The sequence below is a fragment of the Gammaproteobacteria bacterium genome (genome assembly GCA_041395445.1).
Classification (GTDB): Bacteria; Pseudomonadota; Gammaproteobacteria; order Xanthomonadales; family Marinicellaceae; genus NORP309.
In genome coordinates this window covers 134,739-156,370 of sequence record JAWLAO010000002.1, presented here as the reverse complement: position 1 = coordinate 156,370, position 21,632 = coordinate 134,739, and the positions used below count along the sequence as shown (strand labels likewise).

The 21,632-nt window shown below is 39.3% G+C and carries 22 protein-coding genes, 1 tRNA gene and 1 pseudogene; 15 read left to right on the top strand and 9 right to left on the bottom strand.

Translation table 11 applies throughout. From position 1 onward, the window contains the following. Window positions 1-4: 4 nt before the first annotated feature. Window positions 5-808 (bottom strand): CbbQ/NirQ/NorQ/GpvN family protein, encoded by an 804-nt coding sequence (locus R3F25_04075; protein ID MEZ5495993.1) that lies wholly within the window; start codon window positions 806-808, stop codon window positions 5-7. A gap of 56 nt (window positions 809-864) precedes the next feature. Continuing rightward, the gene (locus R3F25_04070) at window positions 865-2,244 is read right to left on the bottom strand and encodes a ribulose-bisphosphate carboxylase (protein ID MEZ5495992.1); all 1,380 of its coding nucleotides are present in this window, start codon (window positions 2,242-2,244) and stop codon (window positions 865-867) included. Window positions 2,245-2,351: 107 nt separating this feature from the next. On the opposite strand from R3F25_04070, the gene R3F25_04065 reads away from it, so the two are divergent. Next, the gene (locus R3F25_04065; GenBank protein ID MEZ5495991.1) at window positions 2,352-3,251 is read left to right on the top strand and encodes a LysR family transcriptional regulator; all 900 of its coding nucleotides are present in this window, start codon (window positions 2,352-2,354) and stop codon (window positions 3,249-3,251) included. 56 nt (window positions 3,252-3,307) lie between these two features. On the opposite strand, the gene R3F25_04060 is transcribed toward R3F25_04065, so the two are convergent. The 3 genes from R3F25_04060 to R3F25_04050 form a co-directional block, all read right to left on the bottom strand. Next, window positions 3,308-4,762, bottom strand: coding sequence for a hypothetical protein (locus tag R3F25_04060; protein ID MEZ5495990.1), 1,455 nt, complete (start codon window positions 4,760-4,762; stop codon window positions 3,308-3,310). 10 nt (window positions 4,763-4,772) lie between these two features. Next, the gene (locus tag R3F25_04055; GenBank protein ID MEZ5495989.1) at window positions 4,773-5,039 is read right to left on the bottom strand and encodes a hypothetical protein; all 267 of its coding nucleotides are present in this window, start codon (window positions 5,037-5,039) and stop codon (window positions 4,773-4,775) included. Between the two features lie 123 nt (window positions 5,040-5,162). After that, a complete protein-coding gene (locus R3F25_04050) occupies window positions 5,163-7,184 on the bottom strand; it encodes an oligopeptide transporter, OPT family (GenBank protein ID MEZ5495988.1) in 2,022 nt (673 codons plus the stop codon). A gap of 176 nt (window positions 7,185-7,360) precedes the next feature. Here R3F25_04050 and R3F25_04045 point away from each other — a divergent pair, with 176 nt between their 5' ends. The 12 genes and pseudogenes from R3F25_04045 (at window position 7,361) to R3F25_03990 (ending at window position 16,242) form a co-directional block, all read left to right on the top strand. Continuing rightward, a complete protein-coding gene (locus R3F25_04045) occupies window positions 7,361-8,737 on the top strand; it encodes a GntP family permease (GenBank protein MEZ5495987.1) in 1,377 nt (458 codons plus the stop codon). A 25-nt stretch (window positions 8,738-8,762) separates the two neighbouring features. After that, window positions 8,763-9,326 (top strand): LemA family protein, encoded by a 564-nt coding sequence (locus R3F25_04040; protein ID MEZ5495986.1) that lies wholly within the window; start codon window positions 8,763-8,765, stop codon window positions 9,324-9,326. Then, window positions 9,286-11,172 (top strand): DUF2207 domain-containing protein, encoded by a 1,887-nt coding sequence (locus R3F25_04035; GenBank protein MEZ5495985.1) that lies wholly within the window; start codon window positions 9,286-9,288, stop codon window positions 11,170-11,172. Before R3F25_04040 ends, R3F25_04035 begins: the two co-directional genes overlap by 41 nt. A gap of 159 nt (window positions 11,173-11,331) precedes the next feature. Then, entirely contained in the window at window positions 11,332-11,583 is a 252-nt protein-coding gene (rpsP, locus tag R3F25_04030) for a 30S ribosomal protein S16 (GenBank protein MEZ5495984.1), read from the top strand. A gap of 16 nt (window positions 11,584-11,599) precedes the next feature. Further along, the gene (gene rimM, locus R3F25_04025) at window positions 11,600-12,094 is read left to right on the top strand and encodes a ribosome maturation factor RimM (GenBank protein MEZ5495983.1); all 495 of its coding nucleotides are present in this window, start codon (window positions 11,600-11,602) and stop codon (window positions 12,092-12,094) included. A 2-nt stretch (window positions 12,095-12,096) separates the two neighbouring features. Continuing rightward, entirely contained in the window at window positions 12,097-12,792 is a 696-nt protein-coding gene (gene trmD / locus R3F25_04020) for a tRNA (guanosine(37)-N1)-methyltransferase TrmD (GenBank protein ID MEZ5495982.1), read from the top strand. A 148-nt stretch (window positions 12,793-12,940) separates the two neighbouring features. After that, window positions 12,941-13,306, top strand: a complete 366-nt coding sequence (gene rplS, locus R3F25_04015) for a 50S ribosomal protein L19 (GenBank protein ID MEZ5495981.1) — start codon at window positions 12,941-12,943, stop codon at window positions 13,304-13,306. A gap of 2 nt (window positions 13,307-13,308) precedes the next feature. Continuing rightward, window positions 13,309-13,545 (top strand): 50S ribosomal protein L28, encoded by a 237-nt coding sequence (gene rpmB / locus R3F25_04010; protein MEZ5495980.1) that lies wholly within the window; start codon window positions 13,309-13,311, stop codon window positions 13,543-13,545. Between the two features lie 89 nt (window positions 13,546-13,634). After that, window positions 13,635-13,730: pseudogene (gene rpmG / locus R3F25_04005) on the top strand (50S ribosomal protein L33). Window positions 13,731-13,931: 201 nt separating this feature from the next. Beyond that, window positions 13,932-15,539 carry a serine/threonine-protein kinase gene (locus R3F25_04000; GenBank protein ID MEZ5495979.1) on the top strand — a complete coding sequence of 536 codons (1,608 nt, stop codon included), beginning with the start codon at window positions 13,932-13,934 and terminating at the stop codon, window positions 15,537-15,539. A gap of 150 nt (window positions 15,540-15,689) precedes the next feature. Next, on the top strand, window positions 15,690-15,905 hold the full coding sequence (locus tag R3F25_03995) for a type II toxin-antitoxin system HicA family toxin (GenBank protein ID MEZ5495978.1): 216 nt from the start codon (window positions 15,690-15,692) through the stop codon (window positions 15,903-15,905). A 1-nt stretch (window position 15,906) separates the two neighbouring features. Further along, window positions 15,907-16,242 carry a type II toxin-antitoxin system HicB family antitoxin gene (locus R3F25_03990; GenBank protein ID MEZ5495977.1) on the top strand — a complete coding sequence of 112 codons (336 nt, stop codon included), beginning with the start codon at window positions 15,907-15,909 and terminating at the stop codon, window positions 16,240-16,242. 216 nt (window positions 16,243-16,458) lie between these two features. Here the strand turns inward: R3F25_03990 and R3F25_03985 are convergent, their stop codons facing one another. The 3 genes from R3F25_03985 to R3F25_03975 form a co-directional block, all read right to left on the bottom strand. After that, entirely contained in the window at window positions 16,459-17,880 is a 1,422-nt protein-coding gene (locus R3F25_03985; GenBank protein ID MEZ5495976.1) for a choice-of-anchor Q domain-containing protein, read from the bottom strand. Between the two features lie 220 nt (window positions 17,881-18,100). Next, a tRNA-Phe gene (locus R3F25_03980) sits at window positions 18,101-18,176 on the bottom strand. An 87-nt stretch (window positions 18,177-18,263) separates the two neighbouring features. After that, a complete protein-coding gene (locus R3F25_03975) occupies window positions 18,264-18,527 on the bottom strand; it encodes an oxidative damage protection protein (GenBank protein ID MEZ5495975.1) in 264 nt (87 codons plus the stop codon). Window positions 18,528-18,617: 90 nt separating this feature from the next. Between R3F25_03975 and tldD the strand changes: the two genes are divergently transcribed. Further along, window positions 18,618-20,054, top strand: a complete 1,437-nt coding sequence (tldD, locus tag R3F25_03970) for a metalloprotease TldD (GenBank protein ID MEZ5495974.1) — start codon at window positions 18,618-18,620, stop codon at window positions 20,052-20,054. 84 nt (window positions 20,055-20,138) lie between these two features. After that, window positions 20,139-20,444, top strand: a complete 306-nt coding sequence (locus R3F25_03965) for a cytochrome c (GenBank protein ID MEZ5495973.1) — start codon at window positions 20,139-20,141, stop codon at window positions 20,442-20,444. A 211-nt stretch (window positions 20,445-20,655) separates the two neighbouring features. On the opposite strand, the gene epmA is transcribed toward R3F25_03965, so the two are convergent. Further along, complete coding sequence (gene epmA / locus R3F25_03960; GenBank protein MEZ5495972.1) at window positions 20,656-21,624, bottom strand: EF-P lysine aminoacylase EpmA; 969 nt, start codon at window positions 21,622-21,624, stop codon at window positions 20,656-20,658. Between the last annotated feature and the right edge of the window lie 8 nt (window positions 21,625-21,632).

The following is a 21,632-nucleotide window of genomic DNA, read 5'->3' as shown; positions in this document are numbered from 1 at the left end:
TTTTTCAGCCAAATATCATATCAATGGCATTATCCAATGTTTCTCTGATATCCGCATCATCGGTAATTGGTCTAACCATTGACATTTTTGCAGCTTCATGTGGTTCAATTCCCTGTTCAATCAGCTTCGCCGCATAAACCATCAGACGAGTTGAAATCCCCTCTTCCAAACCGTGACCTTTTAAATTTCTGGCTGCTTGTGCAATTTGTACGAGCTTTTCTGCCGTTGACTGCTTAACCTGACCTTCTTTCATCACGATTTCAACCTCGGTTTGTTCATCAGCGTAATCAAAGTCCATTGCACAAAATCGTTGTTTAGTCGATTGTTTTAAATCTTTCATCAAAGACTGATAACCCGGATTGTAGGAAATCACCAGTTGAAAATCCGGATGTGCTTTAACAAGTTCGCCTTTTTTATCCAAAGAAAGCTCTCTGCGGTGATCGGTTAAAGCATGAATCACAACCATTGTATCTTGACGAGCTTCGACAATCTCATCGAGATAGCAAATCGCTCCATATCGGGCAGCCATTGTTAATGGACCGTCAACCCATTTGGTGCCGTTAGCATCAAGCAAATAACGACCAACCAAATCAGATGCGGTGATGTCTTCATTACAAGAAACTGTAATAATTGGTTTGTCCAATTTCCATGCCATATACTCCACAAAGCGCGACTTTCCGCATCCGGTAGGACCTTTCAGCATCACAGGAAGTTTGACACCATAAGCCGCTTCATACAAATCAACTTCTTTATTGACTTGTTTATAATAGGGTTCTTGATTGATTTTATATTGTGAGATATCCACTATTTCCCCCAAAGCAAACTCCCGGCAGGATGACCGGGAGTTGTTGATATTTATTTTTGTTATTTATGAACACCGAGTTTTTCTCTCCAACCCGGATACAATTTATCCGCATCATGAGGGAAAGACTCAAAGGCGCGTGCAAATTCTTTATGCTCTTTAGCGAATTCAATCGGATCAGCACCTTGCTTCCAGCATTCATACGCCTGACGGAGTGAAGTTGCTCCGGCAGCCGGAGAGTCAATATGTCCGTAAGAACCACCACCGGAAGTGTTAATTAAGTTACCGTGTCCCAGATTCTCAAAGAAGCCAGGCAATCTCAATGCGTTCATTCCACCGGAAATAATTGGAGTCGTTGGCTTCATGCCATTCCATTTCTGATAAAAAAACGGACCTTGACACTCATCTCTTTCAATCATGTAAGCAATGATTTTATCATCATTTTCACCTTCCAATTTACCAAAGCCCATGGTGCCGACATGAATACCGGATGCTCCCATTAAACGAGATAGTTTGGCCAGTACAAATGCAGTATAACCTCTGTTTGAGGAAGGTGATGTTACAGCACCATGACCGGCTCGATGATAATGCAAATATTGAGATGGATATTGTCTTCTGGCAGTTGTCACCATTCCCGGTCCACCAACATAACCATCAACCAACAAAGCAACATAAGGAGCATTCTCACCAAAAGTTTCCAGAATATAATCCGCTCGGTGTATCATTTCATGATAGTCATCCGCTGTAATATTGGCTGAAAACAACTTCGCCTCACCGGTATCATCCATCGCTCTTTTCATAGCATCAGCAACCAGAGGCATCACTTTTTTCATCGGACAAAAAACCTGATTGCCCTGAGGCTCATCATTTTTAATAAAATCACCACCCAACCAGAATTGATAAGCAGCTTCTGCAAAGGGTTCAGGACGCAAACCCAGTTTTGGCTTAATAATTGTACCTGCAATATATCCGCCATTTTCACGCGGACGACCCAAGAGTCTCCATAAATTTGATATATCAACAGAAGGCCCATCATACAAATGCAATTTTGTTTCAGGAACCCAGAAATCCAGCATTTTCAGATACTTAACATCACCCATACCTTGGTTGTTGCCAATTGCCAATGTTAAAAAAGAAACCACCATCGCCTTCCCATCTGTCACATTTCTGTCGAACAGATCAAATGGGTAAGCAACTTTCATCAATCCTTCAACTTCATCAATCTCATAAACCAAAGCATCCACACCTTTGGTGAAGTCATCAGTTGTAGAAACAGCAACATTGGTTCCGGTTGATGATTCAGCAGCAATGTGTGCCGCAACCTCAAGATAACCGTAACCATCGACCGGGCGCATTTTATAAGCGACCAGAATATGATTTTGCCCTTTGATTAAGTCTTCTTCTTTCAAAGATAAATCAGCATAACGATTTGATTGATCCATAGTGAATACCTCAGTTATTTATAGAAATTTTTTAGTTGCACATAGTGTAAATGAAACATATAATAAATAAAAGTAACGTTATTTTATAAACAACATAAGATATTTTTATGAATATAACTCTCCGACAAATCAATATTTTTATCGAAGTTGCAAAACATCTCAGTATCACTAAAGCCGCCCAAAAACTATTTTTAACACAACCAGCGGTCTCGATGCAAATCAAACAATTAGAAGACATGGTGGATATTCCGCTTTTACACCACACCGGCAAAAAAATTACCCTAACACAAGCGGGAGAGGAGTTCTTAAAATATTGTATAAAAATTAAAAATGATTTATTGGAAGCCTCAGAACTGATGCAAGAGTTCAAAGGTTTAAAGCGTGGGACTCTCAACATTTCAGTTGCCAGTACCTTAAGCCACTTTGCTGTTCAAACCATAAAAAAATTCAAGACCAAATATCCAAAAATCACCATTCGGCTTGAAGTCACCAACCGAGACACCTTGCTCAACAACTTAAAAAACTCATCAACCGACATTGTACTGATGGGCAAACCACCTCTAGATCAGGATTTAGAATTCCATGTCATTAAGGAGAACCCTTTGATTGTCATTGCCCCTAAAAATCATACTCTGGCTCAAAAGAGAAATATCAAACTCAAAGAACTCAGCAAAGAGACTTTCGTTATCCGCGAAAAAGGCTCAGGAACACGAATGGCTTTTAAAAATCTGCTCAACTCACATGGTTTGGACTTAAAGGAATATATGACTATCAATAATAATGAGTCGATTAAACTTTGTGTTGAAGCCGGGCTTGGGCTGGGCGTGGTTTCAATTCATACTGTTAGAGAAAACCTGAAAAACCAATCTTTAGTCCAATTGGATGTCGAGCATTTTCCGCTTATTAAGGAATGGTATATTGTCAATCGAAAATCCTATCACCTTCCGGCAGTAGCAAAGCTATTTAAAGATTTCGTAACCAACCAAATACTCTTCAGAGCTAGATAGAAAGTTCTGATAAAAGATTTTATATCAGAGCTTTCTCACCACACCATTGTGTAAACTTAATACACAATCACATTTATTCTGAAATCAGTTATTTCTGCTGATAAGTCTTCAAAATTCGTATAAGCAGAACAATGCAGAATGTTTGTTTTTAGCGGGTCTGGATCACTTCCACAACTAACACTTCTTACACCCCACGGATCGTCCAGACTCACAGTCCAATAACGATCTTTGACATTTACCGGAAAACTTAACTGGCAATGATATCCTTCTGTCGAATCTGTAATCGTTACTGTCCCAGCTGTATTCGTTGCATTGTATTGGCTGATAATCTGCCATATCGGATTTGGATTTCCGTTATTATCCGTACGACAACGTGCTTTTACCAAAAATTTAATCATACCGTTGTTACCATAGTCCTGTCTGGTATCTCCCTTGGCGTTAATTTCCTGATATACGGTAATATTTCCCGTAACATTTGCATCCTGATAAGCATAAAAATCTGCTATGGAATTCACTGAACCGTCTGACTCAACTGAAAAACTTGTATTTCCATTTGATCTGACTTGCATTGCTGTTTCTCCGTTTGCGCCGTCAACCTGTAAGCGAGCTGATGGCAATGTTTGCCCAATTCCAACTTTCCCATCATCTTTAACCGTTATTCTGGGAGTGGCTTTTGTCACAACATGCATCGAACCTGTTGAACTGGAACCTGTACCCACTTCAAAATCATTAGATGAAGTCCCGGGAATTGTTCCATCCTGATAACTTCCGATATATCCCCGATAAACGCCATTTTCATAAAAAGTATTAAACATTTGGTTGCCGCCATCAAATCGCGCCAGTTCGAAACCATTGTTGGAATCTACATGGAGTGGAACAGATGGTGAAGCAGTGCCAATTCCTATATCTTTGCCGGTAATATAGACATCATTACCATTCTCGCTCCAAGGCGAAGGTGTGATTGATAAGGCTTCAGGAACCCAGTTTACACCATTGAATTTCAGATAGTCTCCTGAGTTCGCAGCTCCCGCAGCTAATGATTGAGCTACAACAGCATTTTGTGCGTTTGTAGCATTTGTTGCATTATTTGCATTCGTGGCATTATCTGCATTTGCCGCAGATAGTGCGTCTACGGCAAATTCTGCTTGCACAGAATAAGGAACCGCACTGATTCTTTGTCTGGTAGTAAGCGTTGTATAAGCACCTCCTTCAGATGTCTTTCTGACATTAATTTCCAGCCACACCGCTTCACCGGTAAAATGCATATCTCCAAAATCAATTGACTCTATATAAAACAACCCGTTGGTTACAGATACCTGATCAACTGTCGGTTCAACAGCTCCGGCAGTACCACCTTCACTGGCATCATAAGCTCTGAACAAAAAGTCATAGTCATCATTTGCCGGCGAACCATTATCCAACAACTCACCTTGATAACTAAAACCACTGCCAACTTCAACTGCATTTGCTGTCACACAAACCATCATCAATATATAAATAATTTTTTTCATCTTTTAACCCCTACTCCAAATCATTCTTAAAAATTAAATCGTTATTTTGATGCCAGAAACCGGCACCATTTATTTGAAAATTTCCTCCTGTTAAAATACTGCTATCATCGACCTGAGCGACACTGCCGGAGACATCAAATCGTGTTGAGTAACTCGAACCTGATGCACTATTAACAGAAAACTTTCTGATTTGATAATCCGCTAAAACGCTGATTGGAACGAGCAAACCAATGGCGATTAGGAGTTTGTTGTTAGTTTTTATGTTTTTAAATTTCATAATAGTCCTCAATAAAATTATGACTTATTCACACCATCGAAATAACATACAAAACCGGGTCAAATTTTTTTCAAAAAAAAACACCGCTCAAAGCGGTGCTTCTTTTCGGGATAAAAAAGTTAATTAATTCTTTCTAACTTTATTGTAAACATAATAAATAACCGCTAGTGTGACAAGCACACCGAGCCAACCGGCAGCAGCAAATGACCCCATCATAGGAACCATCCCCTGAAAACTCACCGCAGCAACAGCAACGAGCACACCCATCAATGCCTCACCAGTAATCAAACCCGAAGCCAATAACAGACCTGTGGAATTGTGTTTGGATTTAGATTTGGATTTTTTATTAAGAATATGAGCCAGAATACCGCCAACAAATATCAAAACGGACAATCCCAGAGGCAAATAAACGCCAACGGCAACCGCTAAAACAGGAAAACGAAAATCTGAACCTCTTTTTTCTTGAATCTTATCCAGCACAATCAAAACGACAGCTAATGCAAAACCCATATATATAAAGTTCCATTCGATTCCCGCACCAAAGATTCCACTTGCCAATGCCTGCATGAGACCAGCCTGCGGTGCAGCCAATGGTGTAGCATCAGAATTTAGTGGAGATACTCTCCCAATTCCATAGCCCTGATCAAGAATGTTCAAAACAAAAGGAATGACCAAAGCCGCAGCAGCTACACCAACAACCTGAAACACTTGTTGTCTCCAGGGCGTCGCACCCAAGACATGTCCGCACTTCAAATCTTGCATGTTATCACCGGCAATAGCGGCTGCCGAACAAATCAAGCCAGCAAGGAAAATAACAGCAATCGGACCCAATGTTGCAGCTAATCCCTCATTCCCCATTAACTGCAATAAAATCAAGGCAGAGACAATAACTGTTGCAATCGTCACTCCTGAAATCGGATTGTTCGAAGAACCAACCAAACCTGCCATATATCCGGCAACAGAAGAAAAGACAAAGCCAAAAACAAGCATCAAAACAGTCATAATCACTGAAATCATATTGGCATTAGGATAATCGCCCAAAGCATTTTTGAAAACCAGAAAAACAGGCACTATTGCAATTAAAATTACAATACCAACAAAATGAATTGGCGTATCAAACTCAGTTCTTGGAATTGAACCTTGATGATCAGAGCTGGATTTATACGCTGAAATACTCGATTTAATCCCTTGCCACAATGGTTTAGCCAAACTAATCAATGACCACAAACCACCAATCATCATGGCTCCTACACCAATTCTGCGGCAATTCTGCCACGACTGATTAGCAATCTGACCCCACTCACCGGACGTTAAGTCGCTCAAAGATTTTGTTGAGTCAATTCCGGTTGCCAGCATGATTGCATCGGAATTAAATGCCCAATTGAGAGGTACGCCAAGCAAAGTACCGATAGCTCCACCCAGAAAAATAAGGAAAGCAATATTTAAACCAACGATATAACCAACACCCAACAATGACGGGCTAAGAGTGATATTACCCATAAACAGGAGCTTGCCTGCAAAAAGAGGTTTAACAGTCGCTACTCCGGCAGACAACAAACCCACACCGGATTCCAATATTTTGACAACTCCTCCAATCAACGCTCCTTTCATAAGAGTTGCCAATCCGGATGTTGCATTTTCTGAATGGCTTTTATGAGACTTATCTGTTTCAATACCACCGGTTTTTAACACTTCGGCTGTTGCCACTCCCTCTGGAAACATCAACTTGGCATCAACAATGAGTGCTTTTCTTAATGGAATAGTAAATGCCACTCCTAAAACACCGCCAATAATAGCAATAGCCACCATTGGACCATAATCATAACCTGACCATGCTTTCATCATGACCAGTGCCGGTATGGTGAAAATAATACCGGCAACAAGTGACTCACCGGCTGATGCGGAAGTTTGCACCATATTATTTTCAAGAATTGTTGACCTTTTAAATAATCTCAACACTCCCATCGAAACAGCGGCTGCCGGAATTGAAGCCGATACAGTTAAACCAACCAACAATCCAATATAAGCATTGGCAGCAGCTAAAACCATTGACAACAAAGCTCCGAGTACCAATGCCTTTATTGTCAACTCAGCTAAATTTTTATCAGAACCAACCAAAGGCACATCAACTTGATTCTCTTTCATTATTTCTCCCCTTTATTAGAAATTTAACATTGATTATAGCAGGATAATGTAAAAAAAAAGATACTTATAAATAAGAGGTTTAAACGTCTGTAGATTTCAGCATATAATTTTTATTTCAAACTAACCCTTCAAATATCGTATAATCCTCTGCAATTGAATTTTTCAGGGGAAAATCTATGGGTGTCACAGCGATAGTTGTCTCACTGGTTTTATTAATGTATTTTGCCTATCGAGGTGTTTCCGTTATTATTTTAGCACCTCTTCTCGCGATGTTTGCGGTGGTATTTTCGGGAGAATCCTCGCACATCATGGGATATTACACTCAAGTTTTCATGGTGAAGGCTGTTGGTTTTATCGCAAAATATTTCCCTATCTTTTTGCTTGGAGCATTATTTGGCAAGCTCATGCAAGATTCTGGCTCTGCCAAATCCATAGCTCGTAGCATCATAAAGGCAGTTGGTGAGAAACGTTCGGCTTTGGCAATTGTGCTTTCATGTGGTTTATTGACTTACGGTGGTATTTCGGCTTTTGTAGTTGCTTTTGCGGTTTATCCTTTGGCTGCTGCTTTGTTTAAAGAAGCCAATTTACCGAAAAAATACATTCCGGCAACCATTGCATTAGGAGCTTTCACTTTTACCATGACTTGTTTGCCGGGAACCAATCAAATTCATAACATTATCCCCTCGTCTTTTTTCGGAACTGATATTTATGCCGCTCCAGTGGTTGGAATCATCTCAGGAGCAATTATCATGATTTTGGGAGTCTTGTGGGTCAATTATCGAATCAACAAAGATAAAGCCAAAGGCTATGGAGAGAATCACACCAATGAACCGGAAATTCATTCCGAAAAAAGTTTACCGATTTTTTATTTAGCCATACTTCCGATAGTCGTAGTCATTTTATCCAATTACCTGTTCACAAAATATTTAATTCCGTCATGGAATGTGGAATATTTATCTGATTCAAAATTTGGTTCAGTTCCGCTCAATAAGGTTTCAAGCATTTGGGCAATGATTATCTCCCTATTAGCTGCCAATCTGGTTGTGATTGCTTTATTTTTTAAAAAATTCAAGAACCTAAATAAAACACTGACCGACGGAACACTTGGTTCATTATTGCCAACATTTAATACCGGTTCGGAAGTTGGCTACGGTGCTACCATCGCAGCTTTGGCAGCATTCGCCATTGTTAAGGAAGCCGTTATCAACATTGCTCCGGGTAATCCGATGATTTCAGAAGTAGTTGCCATCAATGTTTTAGCAGGTATTACCGGTTCGGCATCGGGCGGATTAACCATTGCTCTCAGTGCATTGGGAGAAACTTACAATCAAATGGCTCAAACTGCTGGAATTCCCTTAGAGTGGATGCATCGTTTAGCATCTATGGCATCCGGTGGTTTTGACAGTCTGCCGCATAACGGAGCAGTGATTACACTTCTGACAATTTGCGGACTTTCACACAAGCAATCCTACAAAGATATCGCCATGGTATCGCTGGTAATTCCGGTAATTATGGTTTTTTCTATGGCAATAATTCTGAGTGTGATACACTAATACTGTTAAAAATTGAGATCAAACAATGAGACTAACAATGTTGTTTTGGGTGTTGCTGATAGGCTGTGCTGTTGTGGGAATCTGGTTGATTTCTCTCTACAACAAAATGGTCAAACGGCGCAACCATGTCGAGGATGGCTGGAGCGGAATTGGTGTTCAGCTTAAACGGAGACATAACCTTATTCCAAACCTAGTCAATGTCGTGAAGAAATACGCTTCTCATGAAAAAGAAGTAATGGAGTCAGTCACCAAACTTCGCAATATTTCATCAACTCATGGAGAACCCTCTGCCAACCGGGAACAACTTCTTGGCAAAGCTTTAAGCGGTTTAATGGTTCAGGTTGAAGCCTATCCGGAATTGAAAGCCGATGCTAACTTCCGTGATTTGCAAAAGCAGTTATCTGACATTGAAACCGAAATCCAATATGCCAGACGTTACTTTAACGGAGCGGTTCGTGAATACAACACACTGATTCAATCTTTTCCGGCGATGTTAATCGCGCAAAGGTTCGGATTTAACGAAGCCGAATTTTTTGAACTGGATGATAATGACAAAGCCAGAGAAGTTCCAAAAGTTGACTTTGATTAGAATTATTCTCTCTATTATTGTGCTTTTCAGCATGAACATTCATGCTGAAGAGTATATTCAAAATTTTCACTCCCGCATCAATGTTCTGGACGACGGCGATATACATGTTACTGAAACCATAACCGTTAACGTTGAAAATCAACAAATTCGTCATGGAATATACAGAAATGCTCCGACAATTTATTTTGGAGTATTTTTTTCTCACAGAAATTCGGATATTCATATTATCAGCACCAAGCTGGATAATAGAACTGTTGATTATCACACCGAAAACCTGACGAATGGCATCCGCATTTATCTGGGTTCTAAAGACAGTTATGTGAGTCGAGGAATCCACACCTACCAAATTGAGTATGTTTCAGAACAACAGGTTGTTGATTTGGAGGATAACGATGGCATTTACTGGAATGTCACTGGCAACAACTGGCAGTTTCCGATTTATTCTGCAAGTGCCGATGTTTATTTACCAACTGATAATGACATTAGTATTCAGAAATATGAAGGTTGGACGGGATATCAAGGAAGCACCGAGCAAAACTACACGGCAAAAATATTTCCAACACATATCCGCTTTGAAACAACAAAACGCCTCAATAAACATCAGGGGTTAACCATTCAAGCGACCTGGAAAAAAGGATTAATCACAAATCCCAAAAACAAAACATGGCATTTCATTAAAAATAATGTTTTATGGATGTTCTCAATATTATTGTTATTGTTATATCCTATCTACTATTTAAAAACTTGGAATGAAGTTGGCATAGACCCGCCAAAAGGACCTATTTATCCGATTTTTGCACCTCCTGATGATATTTCACCGGCTGCTATGCGATTTGTTTGGGAAAAACATCACGACACAAAGGGCTTTTCAGTAGCTATTATGAATCTGGCTGTGAAAAAATTCATAACCATTGAACAACTTTCAAAAAAAGAGTACTTGTTGACAAAGTCAAACTCAATTACTGATTCGACAATGTCTAAAGGTGAAAGCAAAATTTATCATTATCTGTTCAGAAGCAGTAACAGTATCAAAATTGGTAAAAAATACAACAGCAAAGTCAAAACTGCAGACAATATGCTTTCTTTGACCGTCACCGGAGAATTCAAAAATAAATGTTACAAAGATAATGTCAAGTCATGGTTATTCGGTGTTGCGATTGGCGCTGTGGTCATTCTTTTAAACTGGATGCACTTTTTTAACTTTTCCTCACAAGCCTTGCCATTCTTAATATTCCCCATAGTTGTTACATTTGCTTCAGCGGCTTTTGTTTTGCTAAGCAATAAAACTTATCAAAAAGTTTTAGCTGTTATTATTCCTGCAATTATTCTGGGATTTGCTTCTTATTCACAAAGGGATAATATTTTTGTGGCTTATTTGGCGATTATACTATTTGTTGTTGTCTGCAATGGTGTTTTTTATTATTTGATTCAGGCTCCAACAGTTTTTGGTAGAAAACTACTCGATAAAATTGAAGGGTTTAAAATGTATTTGCAAACGGCGGAGCAAGATCGACTGGAAATTATGCATCCACCGGAAATGACACCGGAACTTTTTGAAAAATACCTGCCTTATGCTCTTGCCTTGGGTGTAGAAAACAAATGGTCGGAGCAATTTAATACCGCTATGAAAGTTCAAGGTAAAGAGCCAACAACCTATCACCCCTCATGGTATATTGGTGATAATTTCTCACATTCGAATTTTTCAACAACAGCCAGCTCAATAGGCTCCGGATTGGCGAGTGCAGCTGTTGCCGCATCCACGCCGCCATCCAGTTCAGGTGGCGGCTTTAGTGGCGGTGGATTTTCCGGTGGCGGCGGAGGCGGAGGCGGTGGAGGCGGCTGGTAAAAAGACACAGTACACGCCGAACTACATCAAAAAACTCCTTTTTTGAAGAAAAAAACAATCTTAAACTTGTTTCCAAGCCTATCAATAAGTTAAAATCGCCGGCTCGTTGAAGCGGACTAATATTTTCTGGTCTGTAAATAAATAAATTTAGAGGAAAACATGGTAACAATAAGATTATCAAGACACGGTGCAAAAAGAGCACCTTTCTATTACATAGTAGCTGCTGACAAGCGTTCTCCTCGTGATGGACGTAACTTGGAAAAAGTTGGATTTTTCAATCCTGTTGCACGTGGTCAGGAAGAAAGACTTAGATTGGACTTGGCTAAGGTTGATAGCTGGGTTGCTAAAGGAGCTCAAGTGACTGATCGTGTAAGAGATTTAATTAAAGAAGCAAAAAAAGCTGCTGCTTAATTAATCTGTAAAAAAAATGACTGATAACGGCCGGATATTAATTGGAAAAATATCGGGCTGTTTTGGTATAAAAGGTTGGGTGAAAGTTTTTTCCTATAGCAATCCGAGGGAAAATATATGCACCTACAAAGATTGGCTGATTGATGGAACTTTATTCAAATCGGTTCAATCAAAAAAACATGGTAAGAACATTGTTGCCAAGTTGAAAGATGTTGACAGTATCGAAGAAGCTCAAATGTTTATTGGGCAAAAAATCGAGATTACAGAGCAGCAACTTCCAAAACTAAAAAACGATGAATACTATTGGAATGATTTAATAGGATTAGACGTCAGTAACACAAATGGCATTTCATTCGGAGAAATTGTCAACTTGATGGAAACCGGCGTTAATGATGTTCTGATAGTAAAAGGAAATAGAGAACGATTGATTCCTTTTCTGATTCCAGAGACAGTTTTGAATGTGGATTTAGAAAATAAAACTATGCTGGTGGACTGGCACGAGGATGATTAAAAGTGGCAAAAATAAAATTCACTGTCATCACAATCTTCCCGCAAATGGTCAAGGATGTTATGTCATACGGAGTGATTGGAAAAGCTCTGGAAAAAGACATTATCGAACTGCAAGTACTTAATCCAAGAGACTTCAGTAAAGATAAACACCAAAGAGTCGATGATCGACCTTTTGGAGGCGGAGCCGGCATGGTTATGATGTATGACCCACTGGCAGAAACCGTCAGACATCTGCGAAAACAGGATGGATCAATTAAATTGAGTTATCTTTCACCCCACGGAAAACAACTCAAACAAGATTCCATTAACCAAATGGCACAACAACAACACATTGTTTTGTTATGCGGAAGGTACGAAGGGATAGACCAAAGATTTTTGGATGAATTTATTGATGATGAAATCTCTATTGGGGATTATGTTATCAGCGGAGGCGAGTTGGCGGCGGCGGTCATTATTGATGCTGTTAGCAGACAGATTCCCGAAGTGTTGGGAGATGAAGAATCTGCAAAGACTGATTCTTTCATGAACAACCTGTTAGGAACTCCGCAGTACACGCGATCGGATGAATTGAAACAAGAAGGAGTTCCGGAAGTATTATTATCCGGTAACCATGCAGAAATTGAAAAGTGGAGACAGCAACGGTCAATTTCTGTAACAAAGACTAAAAGACCTGATTTACTGGATGGTGAATCAGAATAAAAATGAACTTAAGTTCAAATAATTTAAAATGGCAGAACCTCTGATTAATCGCTTGTGAAAACAAGTTTGTAGAATGTACGTTCTGAGATGTTTAACCTTGAATGATTATCGCAGAAACGATAACCATCAAGAAAATCAGGAAATCGCAATGAGTGATATTATTAAACAGCTAGAAGCTGAACAAATGGGCAAAGAAATCCCTTCGTTCGGCCCGGGTGACACCGTGATTGTTGGTGTTAAAGTTATCGAAGGCAAAAGAGAACGTGTTCAGGCTTTTGAAGGCGTGGTTATTGCTAAGAAAAACAGAGGCTTGAATTCTGCATTTACCGTTCGTAAAATTTCTTACGGTGAAGGAGTTGAGCGTGTATTCCAAACTTATAGTCCATTAATTGAAAGTATTAATGTTGTCAGACGTGGTGACGTTAGACGTGCTAAACTATACTATCTACGTGGATTGGAAGGACGTGCTGCTAGAATTAAAGAAAAACTAACAAGCAAGAAAAAGGGAGCATAATCATGTCAAGAGTATGTCAAGTAACAGGAAAAAAACCAATCACGGGTAACAATGTTTCTCACTCATTAAGAAGAACAAGACGTCGCTTCTTGCCAAACTTGCACGAACACAAGTTTTGGGTTGAAAGTGAAAACCGTTGGGTTAAACTGCGTTTATCATCAAAAGGTATGCGTATTATTGATAAAAAAGGCATTGATGCAGTTCTTGCTGATTTGCGTAAAAATGGTTTAAAGGTGTAAGTTATGCGTGACAAAATTAAATTAGTATCAACAGCCGAGCATCCGAAATTTTGCGGGTAATAAAATGGGTTAATTTTAAAAAAAAAAAAAAAAAAAAAAACACGACTCCGGACAAATTGGAGTTCATGAAATACGATCCGGTTGTTCGTAAGCATGTGATTTACAAAGAATACAAAATCAAATAATTTATATTCTTTGCAAAAACAACAAAAACCCGCTCCAATGCGGGTTTTTTTTTATATTTAATCAGACATCTTATTCTGATGATATAAATGGCTTTGTAATTAATTATCAATCGCTCTCCAGCATTAAACCAATCAACTTATTCCGACTTTCTTGGAGAGGAATTATAGAATTAACCCACGATTTGAAATAGAATTCTCAGCATGGCGTTACCTGAACAATTTGGTCATTACGAAGTCCGCTCCGAACTCGGTAGAGGAGGAATGGCTATTGTTTATAAATGCTGGGAAGAAGCCCTGCACCGCTTTGTTGCGATAAAAGTTTTATCTCCACAGTTGGCTACGGACAATGACATCAAAGAACGATTTTTCCGCGAAGCCAAGTCTATGGCAGCGGTAAGTCATCCAAATGTGATCAACGTCCATTTTATTGGTGAAGAGAATGGTTTGCCTTTTTTCGCTATGGAATACATAGAAGGTCAATCACTGTCACAAATCTTGCGTGATAACAGAGCCTTGGATGTCGAACATGCGAAAAACATTTTGCATCAAGCCTGTGAAGGCTTACAAGCCGCTCATGAGTCCGGTCTGATACACAGAGATATCAAACCCGGAAACATTCTGATTTCCAACAATGGTTTTCTCAAACTCATGGACTTTGGTATTGCTCAGTCCAAAACTTTTGATAGCAATCTCACGCAAACAGGTGAAGTCATAGGGACACCCGGATATCTTTCTCCGGAAATCTGCACCGGACAAATCGTTGATAAACGCTCGGATATTTATTCATTGGGCATTGTTCTTTATCAAATGCTTGCCGGTGATGTTCCTTTTGACACCACAACACCTTACCGTTTGCTCAAAGATATCGTCGAATCTGATATCGCAAACATTCAGGAAGTCAACCCTAAAGTCGATGACAAAACAGCAGCTATTTTGCTGAAAATGATTGATAAAAATCCTGAGAATCGTTGTCAAAGTTGTCAGGAAATTCTGGACGAACTCGGTAAAGTTGAAAAAAACAGCGACCTTGAGTCGATTTTACATCGCTCCAGAATTAATCCAATCGCTGAAAAAACTTCAAAAATCAGCTATCAGCTCACACAAATCAGTCAACCCACACAAATCGGGAAACGAAAAAAGAAAATTTCATTGGCCATATTCGCCGTTGCGATAATAACTATTTCAACATTGGCGTACAATTACACCCGCAACAGCTCTTCTGAAAAGGAAATCGATCCATTAACCGAATTTATTGCTGAAAATAATATTGGAGAAAAAGATAAAAATGCATCAAAGACCCAAATTGATGAGCAAACAAATGACCAAAATAATGATTTGAGCGCTAAGACAGATGATGAAAACTCAATCATTACAGGAAAATGTCTCGAAATTGCTCACCTCTCTGTTTTAGAACAAGACTCCGATAAGATAAGAAAAAAAGATAATGAAGCTCCGGATACACTGCTTGAAGACATTCGTCAATATTTAGTTAAGCAACTTGGAAAAGATAAGTCAATCAATTCGCATTTTGCCAAAATACAAAACGAATGTGTTAATTATTCACAACCTTACCGACTTTCATTGCTAATATCCGATTACAAAAAAAGCAGTAAATTTAAGGTTATCTCTAAAATGACTTGGGGCAAAGACCGAATCACCGTTATCCTCACACTGCGTGATTTAACAACCAATCAACCCATTGCCAACAAAGAAATCGAAACCCGCGACATCTCCGGACAAATCAATTCAACTGATTCTAACTCTGAATTCCTGCAATCGGTGTTAGAGTTTATTCAGGACTCTATTTAGTAAAATCTTATTAATTTTGCACTAATAAGTCATTATCAAATAGATTTCTATTTTTTAATCACTAAGTGAATTTCTTCACATCATTCTATTGAAATAACTTTATTCGGTACTATTATATGGTACTATTAATACAGGAAGACTTTAAAGTTAATCAAATCCAGACCAGTGAGTGGGAATATCAAGTGGTCAAGGATTGAGGCTTTATTTCTGGAACTGGGAGCGGAGATAACAGAACGAGAAGGATCCAGGATTGCTGTGTACTTGTTTGATGAGGTCAGAGTCTTTCACAGACCGCACCCAAGTCCTGATACAGATAAAGGTGCTGCGTCCTCAATTAGAAACTGGTTAGAGAATAACGGGTATTGATATGAATAACATTTTAGAAATTGGCAAATACAAAGCGCACATAAGCTATGACCCTGAAATTGATATGTTCAGAGGTGAGTTTATCGGTTTAAACGGTGGAGCTGATTTTTACGCTAAAGACATTGATAGCTTGAAAAAAGAAGCAGAGACCTCTTTAAAAGTATTTCTTGATGTTTGTCAGGAAAAAGGTATTCAACCGGAAAAAACCTATTCAGGTAAATTCAATCTTCGTGTTGACCCGGAATTGCACCACATGATTGCACTCGCTGCAAAGGCGGAAGATGTGAGTATCAATGAATGGGTAAAGAATAGGTGTGTTGAAAACCTGAGGCAATAACTCAAACTTCATAATCAATATGAACATTTCAATAGATAATGAAAAGTTGATATTGGAAAAGGATAGATAAAATTAGCCATTCTCGTTTTCAATTATTTTTATCAATTGAGTTCGCCCCCTTTGATTCGGTCTCTATATCAATTGACTCTGACCCTTTTGGTCCAAGTGACTGTTTTTTAGGGTCAGTTTATGGTCAGACCCCATTGGTCATTAATATTAATCAATAATATTTATTGTGACAGCTTCAAAACCATTTTCAAAAATCAGATCATTGTCTATACCTAAGTATTCAAAAGCACCCATATCTCGTGCATTAAACGCAGAAAACCCGCGTTGATCGGTAGTTGTTGCACCCACGCCACTAGCATCAATCGCTTCGCTACCAGCTGAAAGTGCATGAGTCATGGTTGGACCGCCGTTATCAGCCAGTGAACCTACTGTGGCACTGGTTAGTGTTGTGGAAGCACCAGGGCAGTTGCTGAATGCATCATCAGATATATTGTTATTGCTGTTAGTAATTATAGCACTACCATTATTTTCACACTCATTTGCACCACCTGAGGTTGTGTTATTGTGAAATAGAGAATTTCTGAGGTTTTCAATGATACCAATATTTCGAATGGTTTTCCCTATAGAAGTTGCTGAATTGCCTGAGAATGTGCTGTTTTCGATAGCACCAATGGTTGAATGATTAGAAATCCCGCCTCCATTTACAGCAGAATTTCCTGAAAATGTGGTGTTTTGAATCGTGGTTGTTGTGATTCCGGCATTTAAAATCCCTCCTCCTTCATTAGCAACATTAAGCGAGAAGATGCTGTTTTGAATGGCAGCAACGGTTCCGTTATTTAATATTCCACCACCAGAACCATCATCTACATAATTATCTGAGATGGTACTATTGAGGATGGTACCTATGGTTCCCTCATTATAAATTCCACCTCCTGCATAGCCTGCTGAATTGGTTAATAATGTGCTGTTTTTAATAGTGCTTATGGTTCCTAGGTTAAAAATTCCAGCACCTCTTGCAATAGATGTGTTGAGAGCAATAACAGTTGTTTCAATCGATAAATGACCCAGATTGTGAATCCCGGCTCCACTACCGTCAGTAAGACCGCCATCTGCACAACCTTTTTTTAAAGTGAGGTGACTTATGATTAAGTTGGCTGATGGAGTGGTGCGCAAAAGGCGAAACTCATCGGCGTCGTTATTAAAATCATAATTACAGATTAATGATGACTGCCGTTCTATAGAAAATCCCATACCATTAATGAAGAGGCTGCTGCTGATAGCCGGGGTTCCTGTGCTGCCATAAGTTGCATCTTCATCAAATGCAGCGGTTAAAGTAATATTTGTACTCAAGTTGATGGTATCTGTGCCACTGCCTGCTGCACATTCATTGACTGCTGAATCGGAATTAGCTGCCTGTATTGCCTCAGAAATAGAACAAAAGCCATCCATAGCAACAGCGCCATCTGAGCCATCGACCGTTATGGTAGCTGAATGTACTTCGCCGATAAACATCAGGACAGGAATCAATGGAATCAAGAATGAGGCCAAAGTGAATTTCCTTCGATTACTACCTCTTTGTATAATATATTGAGTAATATTTGGTAAATTCAATCTTGATAATCGTGCCATTTCAGTATTTATTAGATGACTATGCAACATTATCGCAATAATATTGAGAAACTTTCAAGGTCGAGTCAATAAAAAGCGAGTTTATTTTTAAGTTTTTGGAGTCTAAATTGCTTTAGAAATTGATACAGGTTGGAATTAAAAAATACGAGCTTATGTTGGAATAAGTGAGTGATTTTTTGATTTCAAGATGTGCAATTTATGAAGTGATATCACCCGAAAATGGTGCCCAGTCGCGGAATCGAACCACGGACACGGGGATTTTCAATCCCCTGCTCTACCGACTGAGCTAACTGGGCATTCGGTGAGGTCAGATGCTGACCCAAATTGAGCGAGCATTATATTTAGCTTGAAACACAGTGTCAAACTTTATTTCCAAATAATTTCTATTCCGGTTGATAACCTTCAATCTTGTCTGCACCACCTTGAAAAAAGAATTTCTCCATTTGCTGTTCAATTTTCTTTCTGTCGCTTGGATTGATTGGAGAGAGTCTGTTTTCGTTGATAAACATGATTTGATATTGAAGCCATTCCTGCCAGAATTTTAATGATACTTGGTTGTGGATTTTCTGTCCGAGTTCACCCGGATAAGGGACGTAATCGAGTCCTTGTTGATTTTCTCCGTATTTGATACAGTTTATGGTTCTCATGAATTGATTCTGGATTAATTGCAGGTATTTTATGGTTTATCAGTGGTAAATCAAAGATAATATCGGGCTTATTTGTAGTTACAGGCAATTATGTTAGAGAGCGTTAAAGACCATCTTTGGAGTTCGGGCGATTTGGACGAAAACAGAATTAACACTGCATTGTCAAATTGTTTGGCAACCGGTGGAGATTTTGCTGATTTGTATTTTCAATCTTCCAGAATTGAAAGCTGGGTTTTAGAAGATCAAAAAGTCAAAACCGGAACTCACAGTATTGATCGGGGTGTCGGTGTCAGAGTGAATCATCAAGAAAAAACCGGCTTCGCCTATACAGATATTTTAACTAATGACGGTTTGTCAGATGCTGTCGAAACGGCTCGTTCAATTGCTGCTGCGTCACAATCGCATCGTGCACAAAAAGTTCAAGCAAAAGGTTATGCCAATTATTACACACAGAATGATGTTTTAAGTGCTGTGGATAATCGCGAGATTATTGCTCTGTTGAATCAGATGGATACTCTGGCTCGTAAAGCGGACCCTCGTATTGCAAAGGTGATTTGTTCTTTGGCTGCTTCGCAAGATTATGTTTTGGTTGCTGCGACAGATGGTACTTTTGCGGCGGATATTCGTCCGTTGGTCAAGTTGAGCGTTCAGGTGATTGCCAATGATGGCAAAGGTCGAATGGAAGTTGGTTTTTCCGGTGGTGGCGGAAGAATGACTTTGCAAGAGTTACTCAAACAAAGCGTCAATGAGCAATTTGTTAATCAAGCGGTTCAATCAGCTTTAACCAATCTGGATGCGGTTGCTGCTCCTGCCGGAGTGATGCCGGTTGTTCTAGGTCCGGGTTGGCCGGGAGTGCTTTTACATGAAGCTATCGGGCATGGACTGGAAGGTGATTTCAACCGCAAAGGCACTTCTGCATTTTCAGGGAAAATCGGCAAGAAAGTCGCTAGTGAGCAATGCACGATTGTTGATTCTGGCAATCTTGCGAATCGCAGAGGGTCTATCAACATTGATGATGAAGGAACGCCATCGCAAGAAACCGTTCTGATTGAGAATGGCATTCTCAAAGGCTATATGCAGGATAAACTCAATGCTCGTTTGATGGGGACAAAATCGACCGGAAATGGTCGTCGTGAGTCATTTGCTCATTTACCGATTCCGAGAATGACCAATACATACATGAAGAACGGTAAATACGAACACGATGAAATCATTTCTTCGGTTAAAAAAGGAATTTATGCAGAAAATTTCAGAGGCGGACAAGTTGATATTACCAACGGTAAATTTGTGTTTTCAGCCAGTGATGCTTTTTTAATTGAAAACGGCAAAATCACCAAACCGGTTAAAGGTGTAACTTTAATTGGTGACGGCCCAACTGTTTTAACCAAAGTTTCAATGGTGGGAAACAATCTGGAATTCGATCAAGGCATGGGTGTTTGTGGTAAAGACGGACAATCATTGGCAGTCGGAATCGGTCAACCAACGCTAAAAGTGGATGAATTAACTGTTGGTGGCACTGAGTTCTAATTTTTTATAACTTTGCTTGATTCATTTGCAATTCAGTTTTATTGTGCTATATTAGCGCTTTCTAATTTAACAAGAGATATTGATATGAAAAAAGCATTAATTTTAGGCTTGGCTCTGACTGGAACATTAGCTGTTTCAAACTCTTTCGCTGGCGATGCAGAAGCCGGAAAAGCAAAATCTGTCGTTTGTGCAGCATGTCATGGCGCGACAGGTCATTCGGTAAACCCTTTGTGGCCTAATCTTGCAGGACAACAAGAAATGTATCTTGCAAAACAAATCAAGGCTTTCCGTGATGGCGAAAGAAAAGATCCATCAATGTCACCTATGGTAGCAGGTTTAACTGATGCTGATATCGACAATTTAGCGGCTTATTTTGCAAGCCAAAAATAATTCGTAAAAGAGACCTTTGCTCGATTCTATGGCTTTGATAAAACCTGGCTATAAAATTGCAGATTAAGGCTTGAATTGCAGTCAATAACGCGTTATTGGCAAGATTTATAACGCAAAGATGCTGTTTTAGAGTCATGTTTTTCATGTCGTACGAATTGAGCAAAGGTCTCTAAAATTAATATTTCAAAAAGCTCCGCTATCGGAGCTTTTTTTATGCGTTTTTACTATGGAAAGATAGAACTTCATCAATTTGTTTTCTATCCAACAGCAACATTGACAAACGATCAACACCTAGGGCTACTCCGGAGCAATCCGACATTCCGTGTTGCATAGCTGTTAACAGATTTTCATCAATTGCAATTTCGTTTAACCCAACTTTTTTACGCTTCACATTATCTTGATCAAATCGTTTTTTCTGTTCAACCGCATCGGTTAATTCCTGATAACCGTTTGCCAACTCGTAACCATTGAAATAAGTCTCAAAGCGCAGTGATGTGCTATTGTCTTCAGGGTTTATCATCGACAAAGCCGCCTGGGATGCAGGAAACTGCGTGACATTGATAATCTTTCCTCTGGGAAACCGAGGTTGAATTTGCATTGAAAATAGAAAATCCAGAGCTTCATCCCGGTTCAATTCACTGCCATCATAATTATGCTGCTGACAAATTTGATTGAGCTGTGTGGTAGAGGTTTCAGATAAGTTAATCTCTAAATAATCTTCAAAACATTGATTAAACGTCAAATTTTGAATTTGAGGTTCTGACAAACCAAAATCTTGCATCAAAGAAATCAGCAATTCGTTCACTTCTTCAATCAACTGCAAATAGTTAAACCCAAGCCGATACCATTCCAGCATTGTAAATTCAACATTGTGAGTTTTGCTGGTTTCGCCTTTACGAAAAACTTTCCCCAACTCGAAAATATCTCCCGAGCCAGAGCAAAGCAAGCGTTTTAACGGAAATTCAGGAGAAGTGCGCAGATAGCTTCTAGGAAAATCCTGATTGATAGATTCAGAGGTAAAACTCTCGATATTAATTTCAGTGTTTCCTGCTGATGAAAGAATGGGCGTTTCAACCTCCAATACATTTTTTTCGTGGAAAAATTCACGAATTTGACGCATTAAAAATGCCCGTTGCTTTAGCACTGGCAACGAGCATTTGGATTCCCAATTTCGAGGCATTATTTTAA

Coding starts and splice junctions, on each gene's coding strand:
- R3F25_04070 (MEZ5495992.1), bottom strand. CDS start 2,244: ATGGATCAATCAAATCGTTATGCTGATTTATCTTTGAAAGAAGAAGAC.
- R3F25_04065 (MEZ5495991.1), top strand. CDS start 2,352: ATGAATATAACTCTCCGACAAATCAATATTTTTATCGAAGTTGCAAAA.
- R3F25_04060 (MEZ5495990.1), bottom strand. CDS start 4,762: ATGAAAAAAATTATTTATATATTGATGATGGTTTGTGTGACAGCAAAT.
- R3F25_04055 (MEZ5495989.1), bottom strand. CDS start 5,039: ATGAAATTTAAAAACATAAAAACTAACAACAAACTCCTAATCGCCATT.
- R3F25_04050 (MEZ5495988.1), bottom strand. CDS start 7,184: ATGAAAGAGAATCAAGTTGATGTGCCTTTGGTTGGTTCTGATAAAAAT.
- R3F25_04045 (MEZ5495987.1), top strand. CDS start 7,361: ATGGGTGTCACAGCGATAGTTGTCTCACTGGTTTTATTAATGTATTTT.
- R3F25_04040 (MEZ5495986.1), top strand. CDS start 8,763: ATGAGACTAACAATGTTGTTTTGGGTGTTGCTGATAGGCTGTGCTGTT.
- R3F25_04035 (MEZ5495985.1), top strand. CDS start 9,286: ATGACAAAGCCAGAGAAGTTCCAAAAGTTGACTTTGATTAGAATTATT.
- rpsP (MEZ5495984.1), top strand. CDS start 11,332: ATGGTAACAATAAGATTATCAAGACACGGTGCAAAAAGAGCACCTTTC.
- rimM (MEZ5495983.1), top strand. CDS start 11,600: ATGACTGATAACGGCCGGATATTAATTGGAAAAATATCGGGCTGTTTT.
- rplS (MEZ5495981.1), top strand. CDS start 12,941: ATGAGTGATATTATTAAACAGCTAGAAGCTGAACAAATGGGCAAAGAA.
- rpmB (MEZ5495980.1), top strand. CDS start 13,309: ATGTCAAGAGTATGTCAAGTAACAGGAAAAAAACCAATCACGGGTAAC.
- R3F25_04000 (MEZ5495979.1), top strand. CDS start 13,932: ATGGCGTTACCTGAACAATTTGGTCATTACGAAGTCCGCTCCGAACTC.
- R3F25_03990 (MEZ5495977.1), top strand. CDS start 15,907: ATGAATAACATTTTAGAAATTGGCAAATACAAAGCGCACATAAGCTAT.
- R3F25_03985 (MEZ5495976.1), bottom strand. CDS start 17,880: ATGGCACGATTATCAAGATTGAATTTACCAAATATTACTCAATATATT.
- R3F25_03975 (MEZ5495975.1), bottom strand. CDS start 18,527: ATGAGAACCATAAACTGTATCAAATACGGAGAAAATCAACAAGGACTC.
- tldD (MEZ5495974.1), top strand. CDS start 18,618: ATGTTAGAGAGCGTTAAAGACCATCTTTGGAGTTCGGGCGATTTGGAC.
- R3F25_03965 (MEZ5495973.1), top strand. CDS start 20,139: ATGAAAAAAGCATTAATTTTAGGCTTGGCTCTGACTGGAACATTAGCT.
- epmA (MEZ5495972.1), bottom strand. CDS start 21,624: ATGCCTCGAAATTGGGAATCCAAATGCTCGTTGCCAGTGCTAAAGCAA.